Origin of the sequence: Kitasatospora dryopteridis (assembly GCF_050749075.1) — a bacterium.
GTDB lineage: Bacteria > Actinomycetota > Actinomycetes > Streptomycetales > Streptomycetaceae > Kitasatospora.
In genome coordinates this window covers 3,836,575-3,854,725 of sequence record NZ_CP192749.1, presented here as the reverse complement: position 1 = coordinate 3,854,725, position 18,151 = coordinate 3,836,575, and the positions used below count along the sequence as shown (strand labels likewise).

Genomic DNA, 18,151 nt, shown 5'->3' with positions numbered 1-18,151 from the left:
AGAATCGGCACGTCAGCGGCGACTACCTGCCAGTAGCCCCGCGAGACCCACCACCGGTCAAGGAGGACCCGCGTGTTCAGCACCATGCAGGACGTACCGCTCACCGTCTCCCGAATCCTGGCGCACGGGTCGACCGTCCACGGCGACTCCACCGTCACCACCTGGGACGGCACCGGCCCCGTGGTCCGCAGCTACGCCGAGGTCGGCGCCCGCGCGGCCCGGCTCGCGTACGCGCTCCGCGACGAGCTCGGCGTGAACGGCGACCAGCGGGTGGCCACCCTCATGTGGAACAACGCGGAGCACCTGGAGGCGTACCTCGCCGTCCCGTCGATGGGCGCGGTGCTGCACACCCTCAACCTGCGCCTGCCGGCCGAGCAGCTGGCCTTCATCGTGAACCACGCCGCCGACCACGTGGTCATCGTCAACGGCACCGTCCTGCCGCTGCTGGCCGGCGTGCTCGACCGGCTGAACGACACCCTCAAGCACATCGTGGTCAGCGGCGAGGGCGACCGCTCGCTGCTCGACGGCTTCGCCGGCACCGTCCACGAGTACGAGGACCTGATCGCCGACCGCCCGACCGACTACCCGTGGCCCGAGCTCGACGAGCGGCAGGCCGCCGCGCTCTGCTACACCTCCGGCACCACCGGCGACCCCAAGGGCGTCGTCTACAGCCACCGCTCGGTCTACCTGCACTGCCTGCAGGTGATGGCCGCCGACAGCTTCGGCATCACCTCCCGCGACACCGCGCTGCCGGTCGTCCCGATGTTCCACGTCAACGCCTGGGGCGTGCCGCACACCGCCTACATGTCCGGCGCGAACCTGCTGATGCCCGACCGGTTCCTGCAGCCCAAGCCGCTCGCCGAGATGATCGACCGGGTGAAGCCCACCGTCAGCGCGGCCGTCCCCACCATCTGGACCGGCCTGCTGGACGAGCTCGACGCCGGCGACTACGACACCTCCGCGCTGCGCATGGTGGTCATCGGCGGCTCGGCCTGCCCGCCCGCCCTGATGAAGGCCTTCGAGGACCGCCACGGGATCAACGTCGTGCACGCCTGGGGCATGACCGAGACCTCCCCGCTCGGCACCTTCTCGCTGCCGCCGGGCGGCCTCACCGCCGAGGAGCAGTGGCCCTACCGGCTCACCCAGGGCCTCTTCCCGGCCTCCGTCGAGGCCAGGCTGATCGGCCCCGGCGGCGAGCGGATGCCGCACGACGGCAAGGCCGCCGGCGAGCTGGAGGTCCGCGGCCCGTGGATCGCCGGCGCCTACTACGGCGGTGCGGGCCGCGACCCGGAGCGCCCCGAGGACAAGTTCAGCGAGGACGGCTGGCTGCGCACCGGCGACGTCGGCACCATCACCCCGAACGGCTACCTCACCCTCACCGACCGCGCCAAGGACGTCATCAAGTCCGGCGGCGAGTGGATCTCCTCGGTCGAGCTGGAGAACCAGCTGATGGCGCACCCGCAGGTCGCCGAGGCCGCCGTGGTCGCCGTGCCGGACGAGAAGTGGGGCGAGCGCCCGCTGGCCACCGTGGTGCTCCGCCCCGGGGCCACCGCCGACCTGCGCGAGCTGCGCGCCTTCCTCGCCGAGCGGATCGCCTCCTGGCAGCTCCCGGAGCGCTGGGCGATCGTCGAGGCGGTGCCGAAGACCTCGGTCGGCAAGTTCGACAAGAAGGTGATCCGGGCCGACTACGCCGCCGAGCGGCTGGACGTGACCGTGGTCGGCAAGGAGTAGTCGGAGTTTCCCTCCCCTCGCGGGGAATACCCCCAAGGGGTATCGCGTTCCCGAACATCGGAACCCGCGAGGGGAGAGGAGCCCGCACCATGGAGCACCACCCGCACCACCCGAGCACCGCACCCACCGGCCACGTGCCCGAGACGCAGCACGCAGGCCACGCGCACCACACAGACCACGCCCACCACATGCACCCGCCGCAGCGGCCCGGGTCGGGCTGGAGCACCGCCGTCCGGGCCACCCTGCACTGCCTCACCGGCTGTGCCGCCGGCGAGATCCTCGGCATGGTGATCGGCACGGCCCTCGGCCTGCACGCCGGCGCCACCGTCGCGCTGTCGGTCGCCCTCGCCTTCGTCCTCGGCTACGCCCTGACCATGCGCGGCGTGCTGAAGGCGGGTCTCGCCCTGGGCGCGGCCTTCCGGGTCGCCCTGGCCGCCGACACCGTGTCGATCCTGGTCATGGAGCTGATCGACAACACCGTCATGGTCGGCGTGCCCGGCGCCATGGACGCCGGGCTCGGCAAGCCGCTGTTCTGGCTGGCCCTGCTGTTCTCGCTGGCGGTGGCCTTCGCGGTGACCGTGCCGGTCAACCGCTGGCTGATCGCCCGCGGACGCGGTCACGCCGCGGTGCACGCCCACCACTGAGCGGGCGTCAGCCGCCGGCGACCGCCCCCGCCTCGGAGAGCGAGCCGATCCGGCCGAGCAGGTCGACGATCCTGGACTGCACGTCCTCGGTCGTCGACCGCTCGGCGAGGAAGAGCACCGCCTCGCCGGTCCGCAGCCGCGGGAGTTCCTTCCGGTCGAGGTCCACCGAGGTGTAGACGACCATCGGGGTGCGGTGCAGCCGGTCGTTGGCGCGCAGCCAGTCGAGCAGGCCGAGCTGGCGGCGCTCGATCCGCAGCAGGTCCATCACCACCAGGTTCGGCTGCACGCTGCTGGCCCGGGCCACCGCGTCGTTCTCGTCGGTGGCGTGCTCGACGTGCATGCCGCGCCGCTCCAGGCTGGCGATCATGGCGCCGGCGATGTCCGGGTCGGACTCCACCAACAGCACCCGCGGGGCGTGGTTCTCGCTGTCCCGCGGGGCCAGCGCCCGCAGCAGGACGGCCGGGTCGGCACCGTACGCGGTGTCCCGGCCGGCCTGGCCGAGGCCGGCCGTGACCAGCACCGGCACCCGCTGGTTGAGTGCCGCGGTGCGCAGCGACTCCAGGGCCGTCCGGGTGATCGGGCCGGTCAGCGGGTCCACGAACAGGGCGGCCGGGAAGCCGGAGACCTGGGCGTCGACCTCCTCCCGGGATCGCACGATGACCGGACGGTAGCCGCGGTCCTGCAGGGCCTGCTTGGTGGAGGCGTCCGGCTCGGGCCAGACCAGCAGCCGACGCGGGCCGCCGTCGAGGGCCGGCACCAGCACGGTCGGCTCCTCGGCGGGTGCCGGCGCGGCCCCGGCCGGGGCGAGCTCGGACAGCGGGCGCGGAGGCGTCCGCGCCTCCAGTGCTGCGGGCGCCGCGGGCTCCTGGGTGCGGGCGGGTGCGGGCAGCGCGGCCTGGGCGCCGTTGCGGCCGCCGGCGGCGGAGGCCGTGTCCGGCTGCTGCGGGAAGGCGCTCGGGAAGGCCGCCGCGAAGGCACTCTGCAGCGGCCGCGGCGGGCTGAGCTCGCCGAGGCCGGTGCCGACCGGCTGCGGCTGGGCGGGCACGGCGGGGCGGGCCGGTTCGAGCTCCGCCGCCGGTGCGGGCGCGTGGGCGGGCTCGGCAGCCGGAGCCGGATCGGCGGCCGGTGCGGGCAGTGCGGGCAGCCCGGCCTGCGGCGCGGGCTCGGCGGGGCGCTCGGCCGTGGCGGCCTCGGGCTCGGCGGGTACGGCGAGCCGGCGGCGGCGCCCGGTGGGCTGGACGGGCGGCGCGGCCGCGACCGGCGGGCCGGCCGGCAGGGCGTGCTCCAGGCCGGGGTAGACCGGGGTGCCCGGGTCGGGGACGCCGGGCAGCGCGATGGCACCGGAGGGGGGCTCGTCGGCCGGGGCGCGGCGGCGCCGGCGGGACTGCCGGGGCTCCTCGTTCGGTGCCTGGCCCTGCTGGGCGTCGGCGGCTCCTGCCGTCGGGGTGCCGGACGGCGGGGTGTCGCCGTCGGCGGCCGGCGCGGCGTTGCCGGCCGGGGCCGCGCCGGGGCGGTCGCCGGCGTCGGTGGGGGCGGCGGCGAGCGGTCCGAGCGGGATCGGCCCGCTGCGGTCGCGGTCCGGGTCCTCGGCGGGCGCGGCGGCGGGCCCGGCCTGGCCGTTCTCCCGCGGCTCGGCCGCAGGCAGCTCGGGGAGGTCCGGCAGCATCGCCGTGTCGGTCTCCTTGGGCACGCTCGGGCGCCCGGCCGCCGCACGGGCCGCGGCCGGGTCGAGCGGCAGCTCCACGACGTACGTGGTGCCGGCCCCGCCGGGCAGCTCGTGCCGCTGCAGGACGCCGCCGTGGCGCTCGACGGTGCCGCGGGCGATCGGCAGGTGGACGGGGCTGCTGCGGCGCGCCGGTCCGCGGACCTCGATCCGGGCGACCTCGCCGCGCTGCGCGGCGGCGACCACGACCATCGGGGCCTCCCCGCCGACCGGCGGCAGGGCGGGCACCCCGAGCGAGGGGGACGCATTGGTGCCCGGCGCGTCCAGCGACGGGGTGATGCCGCTGACGTCCGCGACCAGGTGGGCCAGGGCGCGGGCGAGCCGCTCGCGGTCGGCGGTCACGTCGACGGCGGCCGCGTGCACCGAGTAGCGCACCCGGCCGGGGCCGACCAGTTCGCCGGCGTGCTCCACGGCGCGCTGCACGACCGCGTCCAGGCCGACCGGCTTGCGCTTGAGCTGCTGCCGCCCGCTCTCCGCCGCGGCCTCGAAGGCCTGGTGCGAGAGCACGCCCTCGATCAGGGTGCCGAACCGCCGGCACTCGTCGGCCAGCCGGCGCAGCGTCCAGTTGGCCTCGGGCCACAGCTGCCCGGCCGGGTCGGCGGCCAGTGCGTCGATCCGGCGGTGCAGGGCGGTGAGCGCGTCGCCGAGCTCGGTCTCGAGGACGGCGGTGAGGTGCTCGTTGCGGGCGACGAGGGCGAGTTCCCTCGTCCGGTCGGTGAAGGTCATCACCGCGCCGACCAGCTGCTCGCCGTCCCGGACGGGGGCGGTGGTGAGGTCGACGGTGACCGGGCTGCCGTCCTTGCGCCAGAGCACGGCGCCGCGCACCCGGTGCTTCCGTCCGGAGACCAGGGTGTCCATCAGCGCCGAGCCCTCCACGGGGAGGGGCGTGCCGTCCGCCTGGGAGTGCTGGACGAGCGGGTGCAGCTCGCGGCCGCCGAGCTCGCTGGCGCGGTAGTCGAGTATGTGCGCGGCCGAGGGGTTGACCAGCACCACGCGGCCGTCGAGGTCCACGCCGAGGACGCCCTCGGCGGCGGCCCGCAGGATCATCTCGGTCTGCTTGTGCTGGCGCCGCAGCTCCGCCTCGACGCCGAGCCGGCCGGAGAGGTCGCGGACGAGGAGCAGCAGCAGGTCCTGGCCGGAGCCCTCGCGGTAGGGGTCGTACGGGGTGTAGCCGAGACCCTCGGCCGCGCCGTCGTCGGTGAAGTCGTTGCCGGACACCTCGACCGGAAAGGTGCCGCCGTCGGTGCGGCGGGCGGTCATCCGGACGGGCTTGTCCAGCCCCTCGGCCTCGGTGGTGGCAGGGCGCATGGAGCCGGGGATGCGGCTCGGGTCGAACTCGGGCAGCAGGTCGAGCAGGCCGCGCCCGACCAGGGAGGTGCCGGGCGCCTGCAGGCTCTCCACGGCGGCCTTGTTGGCGTCCACGACGGTGCCGTTGCTGTTCACCAGCAGCAGTGCGTCGGGCAGCGCATCGAGTATCGCGGCGAGGCGAGCAGCGCCTCGGATCGGCCTGCTGCTCACGTCGACAGGTCTCCTCACGGCTTGGGCGCCACGTCGGCGAGGGCTCGCCGGGTGGTCACGGCGGGCGCTCGCGGCTCGCGCTCTCCTCGGGCCCCGGCAGTATCTCATTGTTCTTTGCGCTGTGGACGACCCGCCTAGTAACGTTGTCGGTGGTTGGTGTCGGGCCCGTGGGCTGTGGCATCATCACTTGCGCACGGAGTGCGTCCGGGGTTCCGGATGCGGTCCGGGTGGAGGAGGCTTCGCCTAGTCCGGTCTATGGCGCCGCACTGCTAATGCGGTTTGGGCCTTAAAGCCCATCGAGGGTTCAAATCCCTCAGCCTCCGCCTCGTGGGAGCCCCGTCGGCACATCGCCGGCGGGGCTCTCTGCATGTCCGGGCGGGCCGCGTCGCACGTCCGGCAGTCCCCCGGCCTGCCCGGGGACGGCCCGGCCGGCGCCCGGGATCAATCGATTTCACCCCAGGTCGACGGTCATGTAATGTTGTCCCCGCACCGCCCCGGTGGCCAGCCGCCAGGGCGAGCGCTCATAGCTCAACGGATAGAGCACTTGACTACGGATCAAGAGGTTGCAGGTTCGAATCCTGCTGAGCGCACCACAACCCGCCGCCGCGGCCCCTTCGGGAGTCGCACAGGCGCTCATAGCTCAACGGATAGAGCACTTGACTACGGATCAAGAGGTTGCAGGTTCGAATCCTGCTGAGCGCACAGATCGAAGGCCCCCGGTTCGCCGGGGGCCTTCGCCGTTTCCGCGGCCGACCGGTCAGGCCAGCTCGGTGCGGTTGATCCAGGCGACGTCGCGCCGTTCCAGGAACCAGTCCGACGCGGTCAGCGGGCGGCTCCGGTTGAAGGTGGCCGGCACCGGGTCGTGCCGTACGAGCTCCGGGTCCGCGCCGAGGCCGATCAGCCGGGCGGCCACGGCGGGCGCCAGGTCGGGCGGCCCGCTCAGCAGGACGTCCCGGTCCGAGACGTCGCCGAGCCGGGCCAGGCCCTCGTGGACGAGGGCGACGGCCGCGGCCCGGTCGGCCCGGTCCTCCGGGGCCGCGAGCACGACCTCCAGCCGGGCGTACCGGTCGACCAACTCGCGGACCGCCGCCAGGTCGTAGTGGTCCGCGTCGCTGCGGGCGCAGAGCAGGACGGTGGCCGGCCGGGTGCCGTCCCGGGCGAGCTGCTCGACGACGGCCTTGACCTGCGCCCAGCCGGTGCCGCCGGCCACGGCCAGCAGCGGCCGCGGGGAGGCCCGGTCCAGCACCGCGCCGCCGAGCGGCGGGCCGAGCCGCAGCTGCTCGCCGGGCACGACGTCGTCGACCAGTGCGGTGGAGAGCAGGCCCTCCGGCACCCGGCGGACGTGCACGTCGAGGGTGCCGTCGGCGCGCGGCGCGCAGCCGATCGAGTACGGGCGCCAGACCCGCGGCGCCCGCGGCGAGCAGAGCGTGAGGTACTGGCCGGGGGTGAACGGATAGGGGTGGTCGGGCGCGAGGGTGAGCACCGCGACGTCCGGCGCGGCCCGGCGCCGGTGCACCACCTCCGCCTGCCACCAGGCGGGGCGGTCGGCGGGGACGGCCGCCGCGGCGTCGATCATGGCCTGGGAGACGACCGTCCACGCCTCCGTCCAGGCCTTCTCGTGCTCCTTCGTCCAGGTGTGGCCGCAGAAGTGCTTCAGCGAGGCGATCAGGCTGGCGCCCACGGCGGGGTAGTGCTCGGGCAGGGCGCCGAACTTGCGGTGGTCGCGGCCCAGGGCGGCGAGGTAGCCGGTGAGCCGCTCCGGATCGTCCAGGCGCTGCACCACACGGGTGATCGCGGCGAGCAGCCTGTCCCGCTGTTCGTCCATCCGCTCCGGGAAGAGGTCGCGGACGCCGGGGTTGTGGGTGAACAGGTGGGCGTAGAAGTAGGCGGTCAGCTGGTCGGCGCGCCGCTCGACCACGGCGAGGCCGGCCCGCAGGACCGCGGGGTCGAAGGGCACGGGCCCGGCCTCACCCGTCCGCCCCGGACGTGCCGGCTTCCGCCAGCGCCCGGCCCATGGTGTCGGCGACGATGCCGTACACCGCCGCCCAGGCGGCCTCGGCCTCCGGCGACCAGGTGTCGCCGGCGAAGTGCCGCAGGGCGGCTATCAGGCTGGCGCCCACCGCGGGGAAGTGCTCCGGCAGGGTGCCGTACGCGGCGTGCCGGCGGCCCAGCGCGGTCAGGGTGCCGACCAGGGCGTCGGTGTCCTCCAGCTGGGAGACGAGCGTGCCGAGTGCGGCGAACAGGCGGTCCTGCTGCTCGTCCATGTGCTCGGCGAACAGCGGCCGGACGTCAGGGTGGTGCTCGAACAGGTGCCGGTAGAACCAGGCCGTCACCTCGGTGCCGTGGGACTCGGCGGCGGCGAAGGTGCTCTTCACGAGAACGGGGTCGATGCTCACGGGCGCCGACTCTACTGACGGTGTCTCATGTCGAACAGGGCGCAGCCGGGGACGATCGGAAAAGCGCAGGGAATCCGGATCGTGATTCGGCCGGAACGGCCGAAAATTGCCACCCGCCCCGCGACGGCGGCACGTGGACGACCAATCGGGTACACCTGCGGGCCGGCCCGCGGGTGTCGGAAGGTGACGGGCCGTCGGGCGTGCTTCGCTCAGGTCGGATGTTATGGCCGCGTCATCCCCGGCTCGCGGCCCGTCCACGGCAGCGAAGGAGAGCGGGATGAACCGACGGTTCCCCCCGGCCGCCGTGCCCCGCCGCGCCCTGGCCGCAGCGGCGGCCGCCGGGCTGCTGCTGCCCGCCGCCGCGGCCGGCCGGGCCCCGGCCCAGCAGACCCCCTCGGGCTGGAGCCAGGAGCGCCGCGCCACCCTGCCCTCCGGCCTCACCGTCCAGCTGGATCTCGACACCCTTCCCGGAATCACCGCGAAGGCCTCGCCCGGAACGCTCGGCGAACACGCCGGCAGCGGTGCGGCGTACACGGACGGACTGCGCGCCGGTGATCCCGCCGAGATCTTCGCCGTCACCGCCGACCGCCCCTCCGCGGACGGTTCCTGGCGCACGATCGGCACCCTGCGGATCGCCTTCTCCAGGCCCGTGCGCAACCCCAGACTGCACGTCAGCGGCCTCACCGCGCGCGCCACCGCCACCACGGGCACCACCGCCACCGCCGTCCGGCTCGCCGTCGCCGACGGCACCCCGACCGCACCCGCCCTCGTCGGCCGCACCGCCTGGACGGGCTGGACGGTCACCGGGAACGAACTCTCCCCGCCCGCCGACGCTGACGCCGACGGCATCGGCACCCTCGAACTCACCGGCACCGTCGGCACCGCCACCCTCCGCCTCGAACAGCGGACCACCGCCCGGGACGGCTCCACCACCCCGCCGCCCCCGCTGCGCACCGCCGTCACCGTCACCGTCGACGAGTCGCTCGGCACCGCCCCGCAGGGCTACGGCAACGCCTCGCACCTGCTCTCCGACCTCTGGCTCGGCCGGGACGCCGCCGACGAGGCGCACCGGGCCCGGGCCGTCCCGCCGGCCGCCACCCGGCCGCTGGTGGCCGGCCCCGGCGCGGCCACCACCTCCTCGGACGCCGAACCGGCGGCCACCCGGCCGCTGGTGGAGATCGCCTTCGCCGGCCCGCACAGCATCTGGGCCGCCCCCCGGCAGCCGCGCAGCGGGCCCGGCCGCAGCGAGTACGCCGGCGACGACCCGACCCTGGCCTTCCCCGCCGAGGCGGCCACCGGCGACTACTACCGGCTGGACGTCCCGGTCGCCCCCGGCGGCGGGCCCGCCGTGCTGGCCGGCTGGGTGGACTTCGACCGCAACGGCCGCTTCGACCCGATGGAGCGGGTGCAGGCCGAGGTGCCGACCGGTGCCACCGGCGCCCGGCTGGAGTGGGCCGTCACCGGCCGGGTCGTGGCCGGCGAGACCTGGGCACGGCTGCGCATCGCCCGGGACGCCTCCCAACTGGTCGCCCCCGGCGGCTTCGCCGACTCCGGCCAGGTCGTCGACCAGCGGATCAGGCTGGCCGCCGGCTCCGTCCGCCCCGAGATCACCGCACCGGTCGACGGTGCCGTCACCGCGGACGTCCGCCCGGAGATCGCCGGCGCCGGTGCGCTCGCGAGCGCGACGGTGGCCGTCACCGAGGCCGGTGCGGAGCTCTGCCGGGCGGGGGCGGCGAAGGACGGCGGCTGGAGCTGCCGCCCCGCTGCGCCGCTCGCCGACGGGCCGCACACCCTGGTCGCGGTGGAGACCACCCGCACCGGCGCGGTGCTGCGCAGCGAGCCCGTCCGACTCGCCGTCAAGACCGCGCCGCCCGCCGCCCCCGTGCTGACGCTGCCCGAGTTCACCAACGACCCGGGGCTGCCGATGGCCGGCAGCGGCGAACCGGGCAGCACCGTCTCGGTGACCGACCCGGGCGGGACGACCCCGTCCGCCGGGGAGCTGTGCAGCACCGGCGTCGGTGCGGACGGCGCGTGGTCCTGCCTGCCGGTGGAGAACCTCGCCGACGGCGTGCACCGGCTGACCGCCACCGCCGTCGACCCGGCCGGCAACAGCACCCACGGCCGGGAGGCCGCGCTGACCGTGGACACCGCCGCTCCGCCCCGGCCCGTCCTCGACGCGCCGAAGGCCGGTGAGACCGTCGGCGCCCGCCCGAGGTTCGCCGGCCGGGCGGAGCCCGCGGCCACCGTCGCCGTCACCGCCGGGGGGGCAGACGGCCGGCGGCGAACGGCTCGCGCTGTGCACGGCCACCGCGGCGGCCGACGGCGGCTGGGCGTGCACCGCCGACCGCCCCCTCGCCGACGGTGACCAGGTGCTGCTCGCCACCGCCACCGACCGGGCCGGGAACGGCACGCCCGGGGAGCTGGTGGCGGTGCACGCGGCGGCCGCGCCCGTGCCGCCGGAGGCTGCTTCGCAGCCCCCGTCCGGCGCTTCGTCGGAGATCCCCGCTTCGGCCGGGCCGTCGCCGGAGCCGTCCGCGTCCGGGGGAGAGGACGGCGGGTCCGCCGCGCCTTCCGGGCGGGTGCGGGCGGTGCCGCCGCCCCTGGAGCGGCCGGCCGCGGAGCCCTCCGCGCTCCCGGTCGCCGGGCTCCTCGCGGTGTACGGGGGTCGGTGGCGGCGCTGGTGGCCGCCGGGCTGCTGCTGCGGCGCATCCTGGCCCGTGGCACGGGGAGCCGCAGGCGCCGCTGACAAAGCGTCAATTCACTTGCCCGGCAGGCTTCGACACGCCCACCGGCGTCCGAAATGTCGCATTTGATGACCGGTCAATTTAGCCTGAAACCGGCGTTGCCCGCCCGTTCTCGCAGACGGGCCGCCCGTTGCGCCGCACCCGAACCCGAGGACCGTGCATGGACGTCACCCGCGACTCATCGCCACGACCCGTTTCCCGGCCCGCCGGTCCGCCCGACCTCCCGGCCGGCGGCTCCGGAGAGGCCGGCGCGGCCGGGTCCACCGCGGCCACCGGCCGGGCCCAGCCCGTCCGCGCCGCGTCCGGCGGCCTCGCCGCGCCACCCACCGGGAAGACCCCGCCCGCACCCGCGGACGACCCGGACGGCCCGCCCACCTGCCGGCTCACACCCGTCCGCCCCGAGGTGGACGCCGCCGGGCCCGCGAGCCGTCGCCCGCCGCGGGTCGACCAGGCACTGCGCGAGCGGCACGCCCTCGCCGCGCCCGGCTGGCTGGCCCTGTTCGTCCTGCTGCTCGGCACGGCCGGGCTGCTCGTCGTCCTCGTCCGGGCCGGAGTGGTACCGGAGTTCGAGGCGCTGCCGGACATCCGCAGCGAGGCCGTACGGCGCGGGGGGCCGACCGGACTGACGCCCGCCGAGATCGCGGCGGTCGCCGCCATCGGCCTGCTGATGGTCACCGTCCTGGCCGGACTGCTGTCCAACCCCGGCGGCGAGGCCAGGGTCCTGACCCGCTGGGGCCGCTACCGCGGCACCGTCCGGCGGGCCGGGCTGCTCTGGGTCAACCCGTTCGTCCGGCGCCGCCGGGTGGACGTCAGGCTGCGGCACTGGCGCAGCGACCAGGTGACGGTCACCGACCGCACGGGCACCCCGATCGTCGTCCGGCTGCTGGTGGTCTGGCGGATCCGGGACACCGCCCGCGCCGTGCTCTCCGTCGCCGACCACGAGACGTACCTGCGCGAGCAGATCCACGCGGTGCTCAGCCGCACCGCCAGCCGGCTGCCCTGTGACTCCAACGCCGGCCCCGGGCCCGCGCTGCGTGACGGCCAGTGGTTCTCCGACGAGCTCAGCCGCTCCCTCGCCGCCGAGGCGCACGCGGCGGGCCTGGAGGTGTACTCCGTCCAGCCCGTCGCCCTCGAGTACGCGCCCGAGGTCGCCGAGTCCATGCGCCGCCGTCGGCTCGCCGACCTGGACGCGGGCCTGCGCACCGTCCTGGTGGACGACGCGGTGGAGGCCGCCGCACTCGCCGTCCGCCGCCTGGAACGCGCCACCGCCCACCAGCTCGACGAGGCGGCCCGCAGCGCCCTGATGGAACAGCTGTTGGTCGCCTTCGTCGCCCCGGCCGGCGTCACTGCCCCCGTGCCCGCCCCCGCCGTTCGCGCCGCCCGCAAGGAGGGCACCGCCCGCAAGGAAGGCCGGCCGGCGTGACCGGACGGTCCACCGCAGCGCCCACCCGGACCGGACGGCCGCCGCGCCGGCCGGCAAGGCGCCGGGCGCGCGGCCGGCCGTACGGCCCGGAACCCGGGCACCGTCCGCATCGCCACCCTGTGGGGCGTGTCATCGACCCCGGCTGTGGGCCGCCCCGGGGGCGCGAGGAACTGTGCGAGGCGGAAGGTTCCACGCCGTTTTCCCGATTCGCGCGGCTCCCGTGCCCCCGCCGGGCTCAGTCGGAGGCCGCGTCCAGCAGGGCGATCTCGTCCTCGGCGAGCTGCAGGCCGGCCGCGGCCAGCAGCGGCGGCAGCTGGTCGACGGTGCGGGCGCTGGCGATCGGCGCCGCCACCGTCGGCCGGGAGGCCAGCCAGGCCAGTGCCACCGTGGCGGGCTGCACGCCGTGCACGGCGGCGACCTTGTCGAGCGCCTCCAGCACCAGCGGGCCGCGCGGCTCCGCCAGGTAGCGGGCGGCGCCCTGGGCCCGGGCACTGGCCACCCCGGTGCCGCCCGGTCGGTACTTGCCCGTCAGGAAGCCCGAGGCCAGCGCGTAGTACGGCACGGCCGACAGCCCGTTCGCCGCGACCACCGCGGCGAGCCCGCCCTCGTAGGTGCCGCGGGAGACCAGGTTGTAGTGCGGCTGCACGGCCACGTAGCGGGCCAGGCCCTCGCGGTCGGAGAAGGCGAGCGACTCGGCGAGCCGGTCCGCGCCGATGTTGGAGGCGGCGATCTCGCGGACCTTCCCCTCCTTCACCAGCTCGTCCAGGGCGGTGACGATCTCCTCGACCGGGGTCTCGGGGTCGTCCCGGTGGGTGTAGAAGAGGTCGATCCGCTCGATGCCGAGCCGGACGAGCGACTGCTCGGCGACCCGCTTGATGTTGGCGGCCTTGAGCCCTGGAGCGTCCGGGTGCATGCCGGCCTTGGTGGCGACCACGATGTCGTCGCGGTTGCCGCGGCTGCGCAGCCAGTTGCCGATCACGGTCTCGGACTCGCCGCCGGTGTTGCCGGGGACCCAGGCCGAGTAGACGTCGGCGGTGTCGACGAAGTTGCCGCCGGCCGCCGCGTAGGCGTCGAGGACGGCGAAGGACTCGGTCTCGTCCGCCGTCCAGCCGAAGACGTTGCCGCCGAGGGAGAGCGGCGAGACGGCCAGGTCGGAGGCGCCGAGGGCCACCCGGCGGGCGTCGTTGCGGGTTTCGGTCATGCCGCGAGTCAACCCGATCGCCGCTCCGGCCATTCCGCGGTCCGGTACGAGTTCACGATCCTGTCGCACGGGCGTTGCACGCGCAGGTGGGGGGAGCCTGTGGAGATCCCCCCGGCGAGGGGTCCGGGCTGTTCCGCGGGCGGCCGGGTTGGCTAGAGTCCCTGCCATGGCTGACAACGACTACGACCCCGCCGGCAGCACCCAGATGTTCCGGGCGTTCGTCGACGAGACCCCGGCTCCGCAGGCTCCCGGCTCCGTGAACACCTACGGCACCAGCTCCAACCGCAGCGGCGCGATCATCGCCGCCGTGGTGCTGGCCCTCCTCGTCATCGGTGGCGTGGTCTGGCTCGCCGTCAAGTAGGCAGGGGACGGGCGCGCGGGTCCCGCCGGACGGGGCGGTCCCTAGACTGATCGGGCCCGCGCCCGCCGCACCACCGCGCCCCAGGAGGCCGCCGCCGTGACCCAGCCCACCGAGACCGCTCGCAGCCTGGGCCTGAGAGGCGCGGTCAACGCCCGCGACCTGGGCGGCTACCGGACGGCCGACGGCCGGACGGTGCGGCCCGGTGCTGCGCTGCGCGCGGACGCGCTCAACCGCCTCACCGAGGACGACCTGCACGCCCTCGCCGACCACGGCCTGCGGCAGATCGTCGACCTGCGCAGCCTCGACGAGGTCCGCGAGGCGGGCCCGGACCGGGTGCCCGGCCTGCCCACCGCCGAGATCTCCGCGGCGGAGCTGTCCGCGACCCCGGTCACCGTCGAGCGCACCGCCGCCGACGGCATCACGCTGCACCACCTGCCGGTCTTCGCCCGCGACTTCGACATCTACGTCGCCCTGCGCAACGCCCTCGCCGACCGGGACGCCGACAAGCAGCGCGCCCTGCTCGGCCACGGCAAGGCGGAGGCGATGATGGTCGGCCTCTACCGCTGGTTCGTCACCGACGCCGTCGCCCGCGACCGCTTCGCCACGGTGATCCGGCTGCTCGCGGAACCCGGCGGCACGCCGCTGCTCTTCCACTGCACCGCAGGCAAAGACCGCACCGGATGGACGGCCGCGCTCCTGCTGACCACACTAGGCGTTGACCGGGACACCGTCTTCGACGACTACCTGCTCACCAACGAGCGCACCGCCGCGATCGTCGAGCACGTCGTCGACAGCTTCGGCACCCGCGGCCTGATGGAGGAGCCGGCGCTGCTGCTGCCCGTCTTCCGGGCCGACCGCAGCTACCTGGACGCCGCCTTCGAGGAGGTCGCGGCCGGCTGGCCCACCTTCCAGGACTTCTGGCGGGACGGTCTCGGCCTGGACGGTGCGGTGCTCGACGGACTGCGGGCCAACCTGCTCTCCTGACCCGCCGGACAGCGCCGCCCGCCCCACCCGGGCGGGTGCCGCGGGCAGGGCGTCGGACAGCCATCGCCCCGGTCAGCCCTCCGCGGTGAGGCCGGCCCGGAGCTGTGCCAAGGTCCTGGTCAGCAGCCGGGAGACGTGCATCTGCGAGATGCCGATCTCCTCGCCGATCTGCGACTGCGTCAGGTTGCCGAAGAACCGCAGCATGATGATCCGCCGCTCGCGCGGCGGGAGCTTGGCCAGCAGCGGCTTCAGCGACTCGCGGTACTCCACGCCCTCCAGCGCCAGGTCGTCGTAGCCCAGCCGGTCGGCGAGCGGCCCCTCGCCGTCCTCCTCGCCGGGGACGGAGTCCAGCGAGCTGGCGGTGTACGCGTTGCCGACGGCGAGGCCCTCGACGACGTCCTCCTCGCTGACGCCCAGGCAGACCGCCAGCTCGGCGACGGTGGGGGAGCGGTCGAGCTTCTGCGCCAGCTCGTCGCCGGCCTTGGTGAGGGCCAGCCGGAGCTCCTGCAGCCGCCTCGGCACCCGCACCGACCAGCTGGTGTCCCGGAAGAAGCGCTTGATCTCGCCGACCACGGTGGGCATGGCGAAGGTCGGGAACTCCACCCCGCGGTCCGGGTCGAACCGGTCGATGGCCTTGATCAGCCCGATCGTGCCGACCTGGACGATGTCCTCCATCGGCTCGTTGCGGCTGCGGAACCGCGCCGAGGCGTACCGCACCAGCGGCAGGTTGAGCTCGATCAGCGTGTCCCGGACGTAGGTGTGCTCCTCGCCGCCCGGCTCCAGGGCGGCCAGCCGCCGGAACAGCGAACGCGAGAGCGTCCGGGTGTCCAGCGGGCGGTCGCCCACCAGCGGCTGCCCGCCGCCGCCCGGCGCCGGCCCGGCCTCCTGCACCGCGGCCGCACCGCTGCCTTCCTGCGGTGCGCCCTGCTGGCGCGGGATCGCCTGCACCACGGCCCGCACGGCGGCCACCCGCTCCACAGGGATCTCCTCGACGACCGCACCGACCGGCGGCTCTCCGGACACGCGCCCCACCCCCTCGTGACTGACTGTTCAACGGGCACCACCAGTGCGTGGTTCCCCCCGACGTGCCCTCCCTCCACCCCCATACCGGCCCACCGGCCCCGGCAAACCCGGCCGTTGCGAGATGTCACACGGCGGTAACGCGGCGCGACCCCCGCGGGGGCTCACTCCTCCCAGGAGTTGCCGGTCCGCAGCCGGGTGAGGATGCGCGAGAGCAGCCGCGAGACGTGCATCTGGGACATCCCGAGCTCGGTGGAGATCTGCGACTGCGTCAGGTTGGCGAAGAACCGCAGCATGATGATCCGCCGCTCCCGCTCGGGCAGCTGCACCAGCAGGTGGCGCACCATGTCGCGGTGCTCGACGTCGGCCAGCGCGGAGTCCTCGTAGCCGAGCCGGTCGAGCAGGGCGAGACCGCCCTCGTGCTCCTGCGCGGCCTCCAGCGAGGCGGCGTTGTACGCCCGGCCGGCGTCCAGGCAGGCGCGGACGTCCTCCTCGGGGATGCGCAGGCTGGCCGCGATCTCCGGCACCTTGGGGGCCCGTCCGTGGGTGACGGTGAGCTCCTCCATGGCACCGCTGACCTGCACCCACAGCTCCTGGAGCCGCCGCGGTACGTGCATGGTGCGGACGTTGTCACGGAAGTACCGCTTGATCTCGCCGAGGATGGTCGGCAGCGCGTAGGTGGGGAACTGCACCCCGCGGCTGGGGTCGAACCGGTCGATCGCGTTGATCAGCCCGATCGTGCCGACCTGGACGATGTCCTCCATCGGCTCGCTGCGGCTGCGGAACCGGGTGGCGGCGTACCGGACCAGCGGGATGTTGATCTCGATCAGGGCCGCCCGGACGCGTTCCCGCTCCGGGGCGTCGGGGGGCAGCTCGGCGAGCCGCTCGAACAGGACCCGGGTGAGCGTGCGGACGTCCACGGGCGTGCGGGTGCCGTTCTGGCGGTCCCTCAGCCCGGCAGCCTTCAGCTCCGCGACGAGGCTCTCCGCGGGCTGCGGGGCGGACTGCTCCCCGTCGGTGCCCCGCGCGCTGTCCTGTGTCCGCACGGACACGTCACCCCTCCCAGAGTCGGCATCTGCGATTCGGCCGCCGTCCGGGCGGTCCGGCCGCGCTCACCACCTCGTCAGATCCGGCAAAACTGGTCATAGCATCACAAGTCGTCCACAGCGGCGGCAAGCACCACTCGTACGCGTGTTGGCTGACAGTGGTGCGGCTCCGGAACGCACCGAAGCCCTCCGCCCGGGGTCGGGCGGAGGGCCGCAGGGGTGGTGCGTATGCGATGTTCTGGGCGGGGGATCAGACCTCGATGTCGGCGATCACCCAGGTGGCGAACTCCCGCCACTGCCCGGCGGCGGCCTGGTGGGCCGGGTGGGTCAGGTACGACTGCAGCGCGTCCCGGTCCTCGACCAGGCTGTTGATCGCGTAGTCGTAGGCGATGTCGCGCACGGTGGTGTTCCAGCCGCACTCCCACTCGCGCAGCTCCGGGATCTGCGGGCCGAGCTCCTCGAACGCCTTCGCGCCGGCGATCGCCCGCTCGTCGTCCCGGGAGACGCCGTCGTTGAGCTTGAACAGGACCAGGTGCCGGATCACGATGCCGCTCCTAGCTGAAGAGGGTGGACGAACCCCGCCACGGTAGCCGCTCGCCGGCCGGCCTCAGTTCACCAGCCCGGTCATGAACGTCCCGACCGCCTTCGCCGCGTCCGAGATGCCCACGAACCCGGACTGCACCAGCTCCGCCGCCCTGGTCGGTGAGGTGATGATCGTGTAGATCACGAAGATGAGCAGGAGATACATGCCGATCTTCTTCGCCTGAGCCATCGAACTGGCCTGCCTCCCTGCCACGGGCCGCCCCCGCTCTCCCCGGACGCCCCTCCGCTGCTGCGCAGCTTATCCACCGGACGGCCCATCGGGTGAGGGCGGCGTTCACTCCCCGGGACGAAGGTCCCCGCGAGTGGGGGCTTTGTACGGGTGCCCGGCACCGCCCGGTGCCGCACGATGGAGGTGTGCCGCGGGATCTGGCAGGAATCCCCGGTGCTGGGAACCGGGACTCCCCGCTGTGGGACCGGGCGCCGCTGCTTCCCCCTGACGCGGCGCCGGTAGTGGGAGACCCGACGGGGGCGCGGCCCCTCCCCCGAGGCCGCGCCCCCTCCGACTCCGAAGAGGCCGCCGGGTCACCGACCCGGCGGCCTCTTCGCGCGCCTGACGCCCCGCCACCGCCGCCCGGGCGGCCGCTCCGGGGCGGTCCACGACGAACAGCACACGACGAAGGGCCCCGACCGCTGAGGTCGGGGCCCTTCGGAGAAGCGGTAGCGGTGGGATTCGAACCCACGGTGGAGTTGCCCCCACACACGCTTTCGAGGCGTGCTCCTTTGGCCGCTCGGACACGCTACCGAGGGAGACTCTACC

At 74.9% G+C, this 18,151-nt stretch carries 14 protein-coding genes and 4 tRNA genes; 9 read left to right on the top strand and 9 right to left on the bottom strand.

Going from position 1 to position 18,151, the window contains the following annotated elements; all coding sequences use genetic code 11:
* The first annotated feature begins 72 nt into the window (after positions 1 to 72).
* Together ACQ614_RS17525 and ACQ614_RS17520 are read left to right on the top strand one after the other, a co-directional pair.
* A complete protein-coding gene (locus ACQ614_RS17525) occupies positions 73 to 1,731 on the top strand; it encodes a long-chain fatty acid--CoA ligase (protein WP_431679486.1) in 1,659 nt (552 codons plus the stop codon).
* A gap of 188 nt (positions 1,732 to 1,919) precedes the next feature.
* Complete coding sequence (locus ACQ614_RS17520) at positions 1,920 to 2,375, top strand: DUF4396 domain-containing protein (protein ID WP_431683952.1); 456 nt, start codon at positions 1,920 to 1,922, stop codon at positions 2,373 to 2,375.
* 7 nt (positions 2,376 to 2,382) lie between these two features.
* On the opposite strand, the gene ACQ614_RS17515 is transcribed toward ACQ614_RS17520, so the two are convergent.
* The gene (locus ACQ614_RS17515; RefSeq protein ID WP_431679485.1) at positions 2,383 to 5,616 is read right to left on the bottom strand and encodes a PAS domain-containing protein; all 3,234 of its coding nucleotides are present in this window, start codon (positions 5,614 to 5,616) and stop codon (positions 2,383 to 2,385) included.
* Positions 5,617 to 5,848: 232 nt separating this feature from the next.
* Here ACQ614_RS17515 and ACQ614_RS17510 point away from each other — a divergent pair.
* From ACQ614_RS17510 to ACQ614_RS17500, 3 genes are all read left to right on the top strand, one after another.
* Positions 5,849 to 5,939, top strand: a tRNA-Ser gene (locus tag ACQ614_RS17510).
* A gap of 194 nt (positions 5,940 to 6,133) precedes the next feature.
* Positions 6,134 to 6,209, top strand: a tRNA-Arg gene (locus ACQ614_RS17505).
* A 36-nt stretch (positions 6,210 to 6,245) separates the two neighbouring features.
* Positions 6,246 to 6,318, top strand: a tRNA-Arg gene (locus ACQ614_RS17500).
* A gap of 55 nt (positions 6,319 to 6,373) precedes the next feature.
* Here the strand turns inward: ACQ614_RS17500 and ACQ614_RS17495 are convergent.
* Together ACQ614_RS17495 and ACQ614_RS17490 are read right to left on the bottom strand one after the other, a co-directional pair.
* Positions 6,374 to 7,573, bottom strand: a complete 1,200-nt coding sequence (locus ACQ614_RS17495) for a globin domain-containing protein (RefSeq protein ID WP_431679484.1) — start codon at positions 7,571 to 7,573, stop codon at positions 6,374 to 6,376.
* A 10-nt stretch (positions 7,574 to 7,583) separates the two neighbouring features.
* Positions 7,584 to 8,012: a globin domain-containing protein gene (locus tag ACQ614_RS17490; protein WP_431679483.1), complete on the bottom strand. Its 429-nt coding sequence runs from the start codon at positions 8,010 to 8,012 to the stop codon at positions 7,584 to 7,586.
* A gap of 277 nt (positions 8,013 to 8,289) precedes the next feature.
* Here ACQ614_RS17490 and ACQ614_RS17485 point away from each other — a divergent pair, with 277 nt between their 5' ends.
* Positions 8,290 to 10,377, top strand: a complete 2,088-nt coding sequence (locus tag ACQ614_RS17485; protein WP_431679482.1) for an Ig-like domain-containing protein — start codon at positions 8,290 to 8,292, stop codon at positions 10,375 to 10,377.
* Between the two features lie 539 nt (positions 10,378 to 10,916).
* Positions 10,917 to 12,179, top strand: coding sequence for an SPFH domain-containing protein (locus ACQ614_RS17480; RefSeq protein WP_431679481.1), 1,263 nt, complete (start codon positions 10,917 to 10,919; stop codon positions 12,177 to 12,179).
* Between the two features lie 235 nt (positions 12,180 to 12,414).
* Here ACQ614_RS17480 and ACQ614_RS17475 read toward each other — a convergent pair whose 3' ends face one another.
* A complete protein-coding gene (locus ACQ614_RS17475) occupies positions 12,415 to 13,380 on the bottom strand; it encodes an aldo/keto reductase (protein ID WP_431679480.1) in 966 nt (321 codons plus the stop codon).
* A 166-nt stretch (positions 13,381 to 13,546) separates the two neighbouring features.
* Here ACQ614_RS17475 and ACQ614_RS17470 point away from each other — a divergent pair, with 166 nt between their 5' ends.
* Both ACQ614_RS17470 and ACQ614_RS17465 read left to right on the top strand, forming a co-directional pair.
* On the top strand, positions 13,547 to 13,741 hold the full coding sequence (locus tag ACQ614_RS17470) for a hypothetical protein (protein ID WP_363492245.1): 195 nt from the start codon (positions 13,547 to 13,549) through the stop codon (positions 13,739 to 13,741).
* 96 nt (positions 13,742 to 13,837) lie between these two features.
* Complete coding sequence (locus ACQ614_RS17465) at positions 13,838 to 14,725, top strand: tyrosine-protein phosphatase (RefSeq protein WP_431679479.1); 888 nt, start codon at positions 13,838 to 13,840, stop codon at positions 14,723 to 14,725.
* A 72-nt stretch (positions 14,726 to 14,797) separates the two neighbouring features.
* Here the strand turns inward: ACQ614_RS17465 and ACQ614_RS17460 are convergent, their stop codons facing one another.
* The 5 genes from ACQ614_RS17460 to ACQ614_RS17440 form a co-directional block, all read right to left on the bottom strand.
* Complete coding sequence (locus ACQ614_RS17460; protein ID WP_431683951.1) at positions 14,798 to 15,616, bottom strand: RNA polymerase sigma factor SigF; 819 nt, start codon at positions 15,614 to 15,616, stop codon at positions 14,798 to 14,800.
* A gap of 293 nt (positions 15,617 to 15,909) precedes the next feature.
* On the bottom strand, positions 15,910 to 16,713 hold the full coding sequence (locus tag ACQ614_RS17455; protein WP_363492293.1) for an RNA polymerase sigma factor SigF: 804 nt from the start codon (positions 16,711 to 16,713) through the stop codon (positions 15,910 to 15,912).
* A 328-nt stretch (positions 16,714 to 17,041) separates the two neighbouring features.
* A complete protein-coding gene (locus ACQ614_RS17450) occupies positions 17,042 to 17,335 on the bottom strand; it encodes a Dabb family protein (protein WP_363492242.1) in 294 nt (97 codons plus the stop codon).
* Positions 17,336 to 17,398: 63 nt separating this feature from the next.
* A complete protein-coding gene (locus ACQ614_RS17445) occupies positions 17,399 to 17,563 on the bottom strand; it encodes a hypothetical protein (protein ID WP_263104601.1) in 165 nt (54 codons plus the stop codon).
* 486 nt (positions 17,564 to 18,049) lie between these two features.
* Positions 18,050 to 18,136, bottom strand: a tRNA-Ser gene (locus ACQ614_RS17440).
* Positions 18,137 to 18,151: the final 15 nt, after the last annotated feature.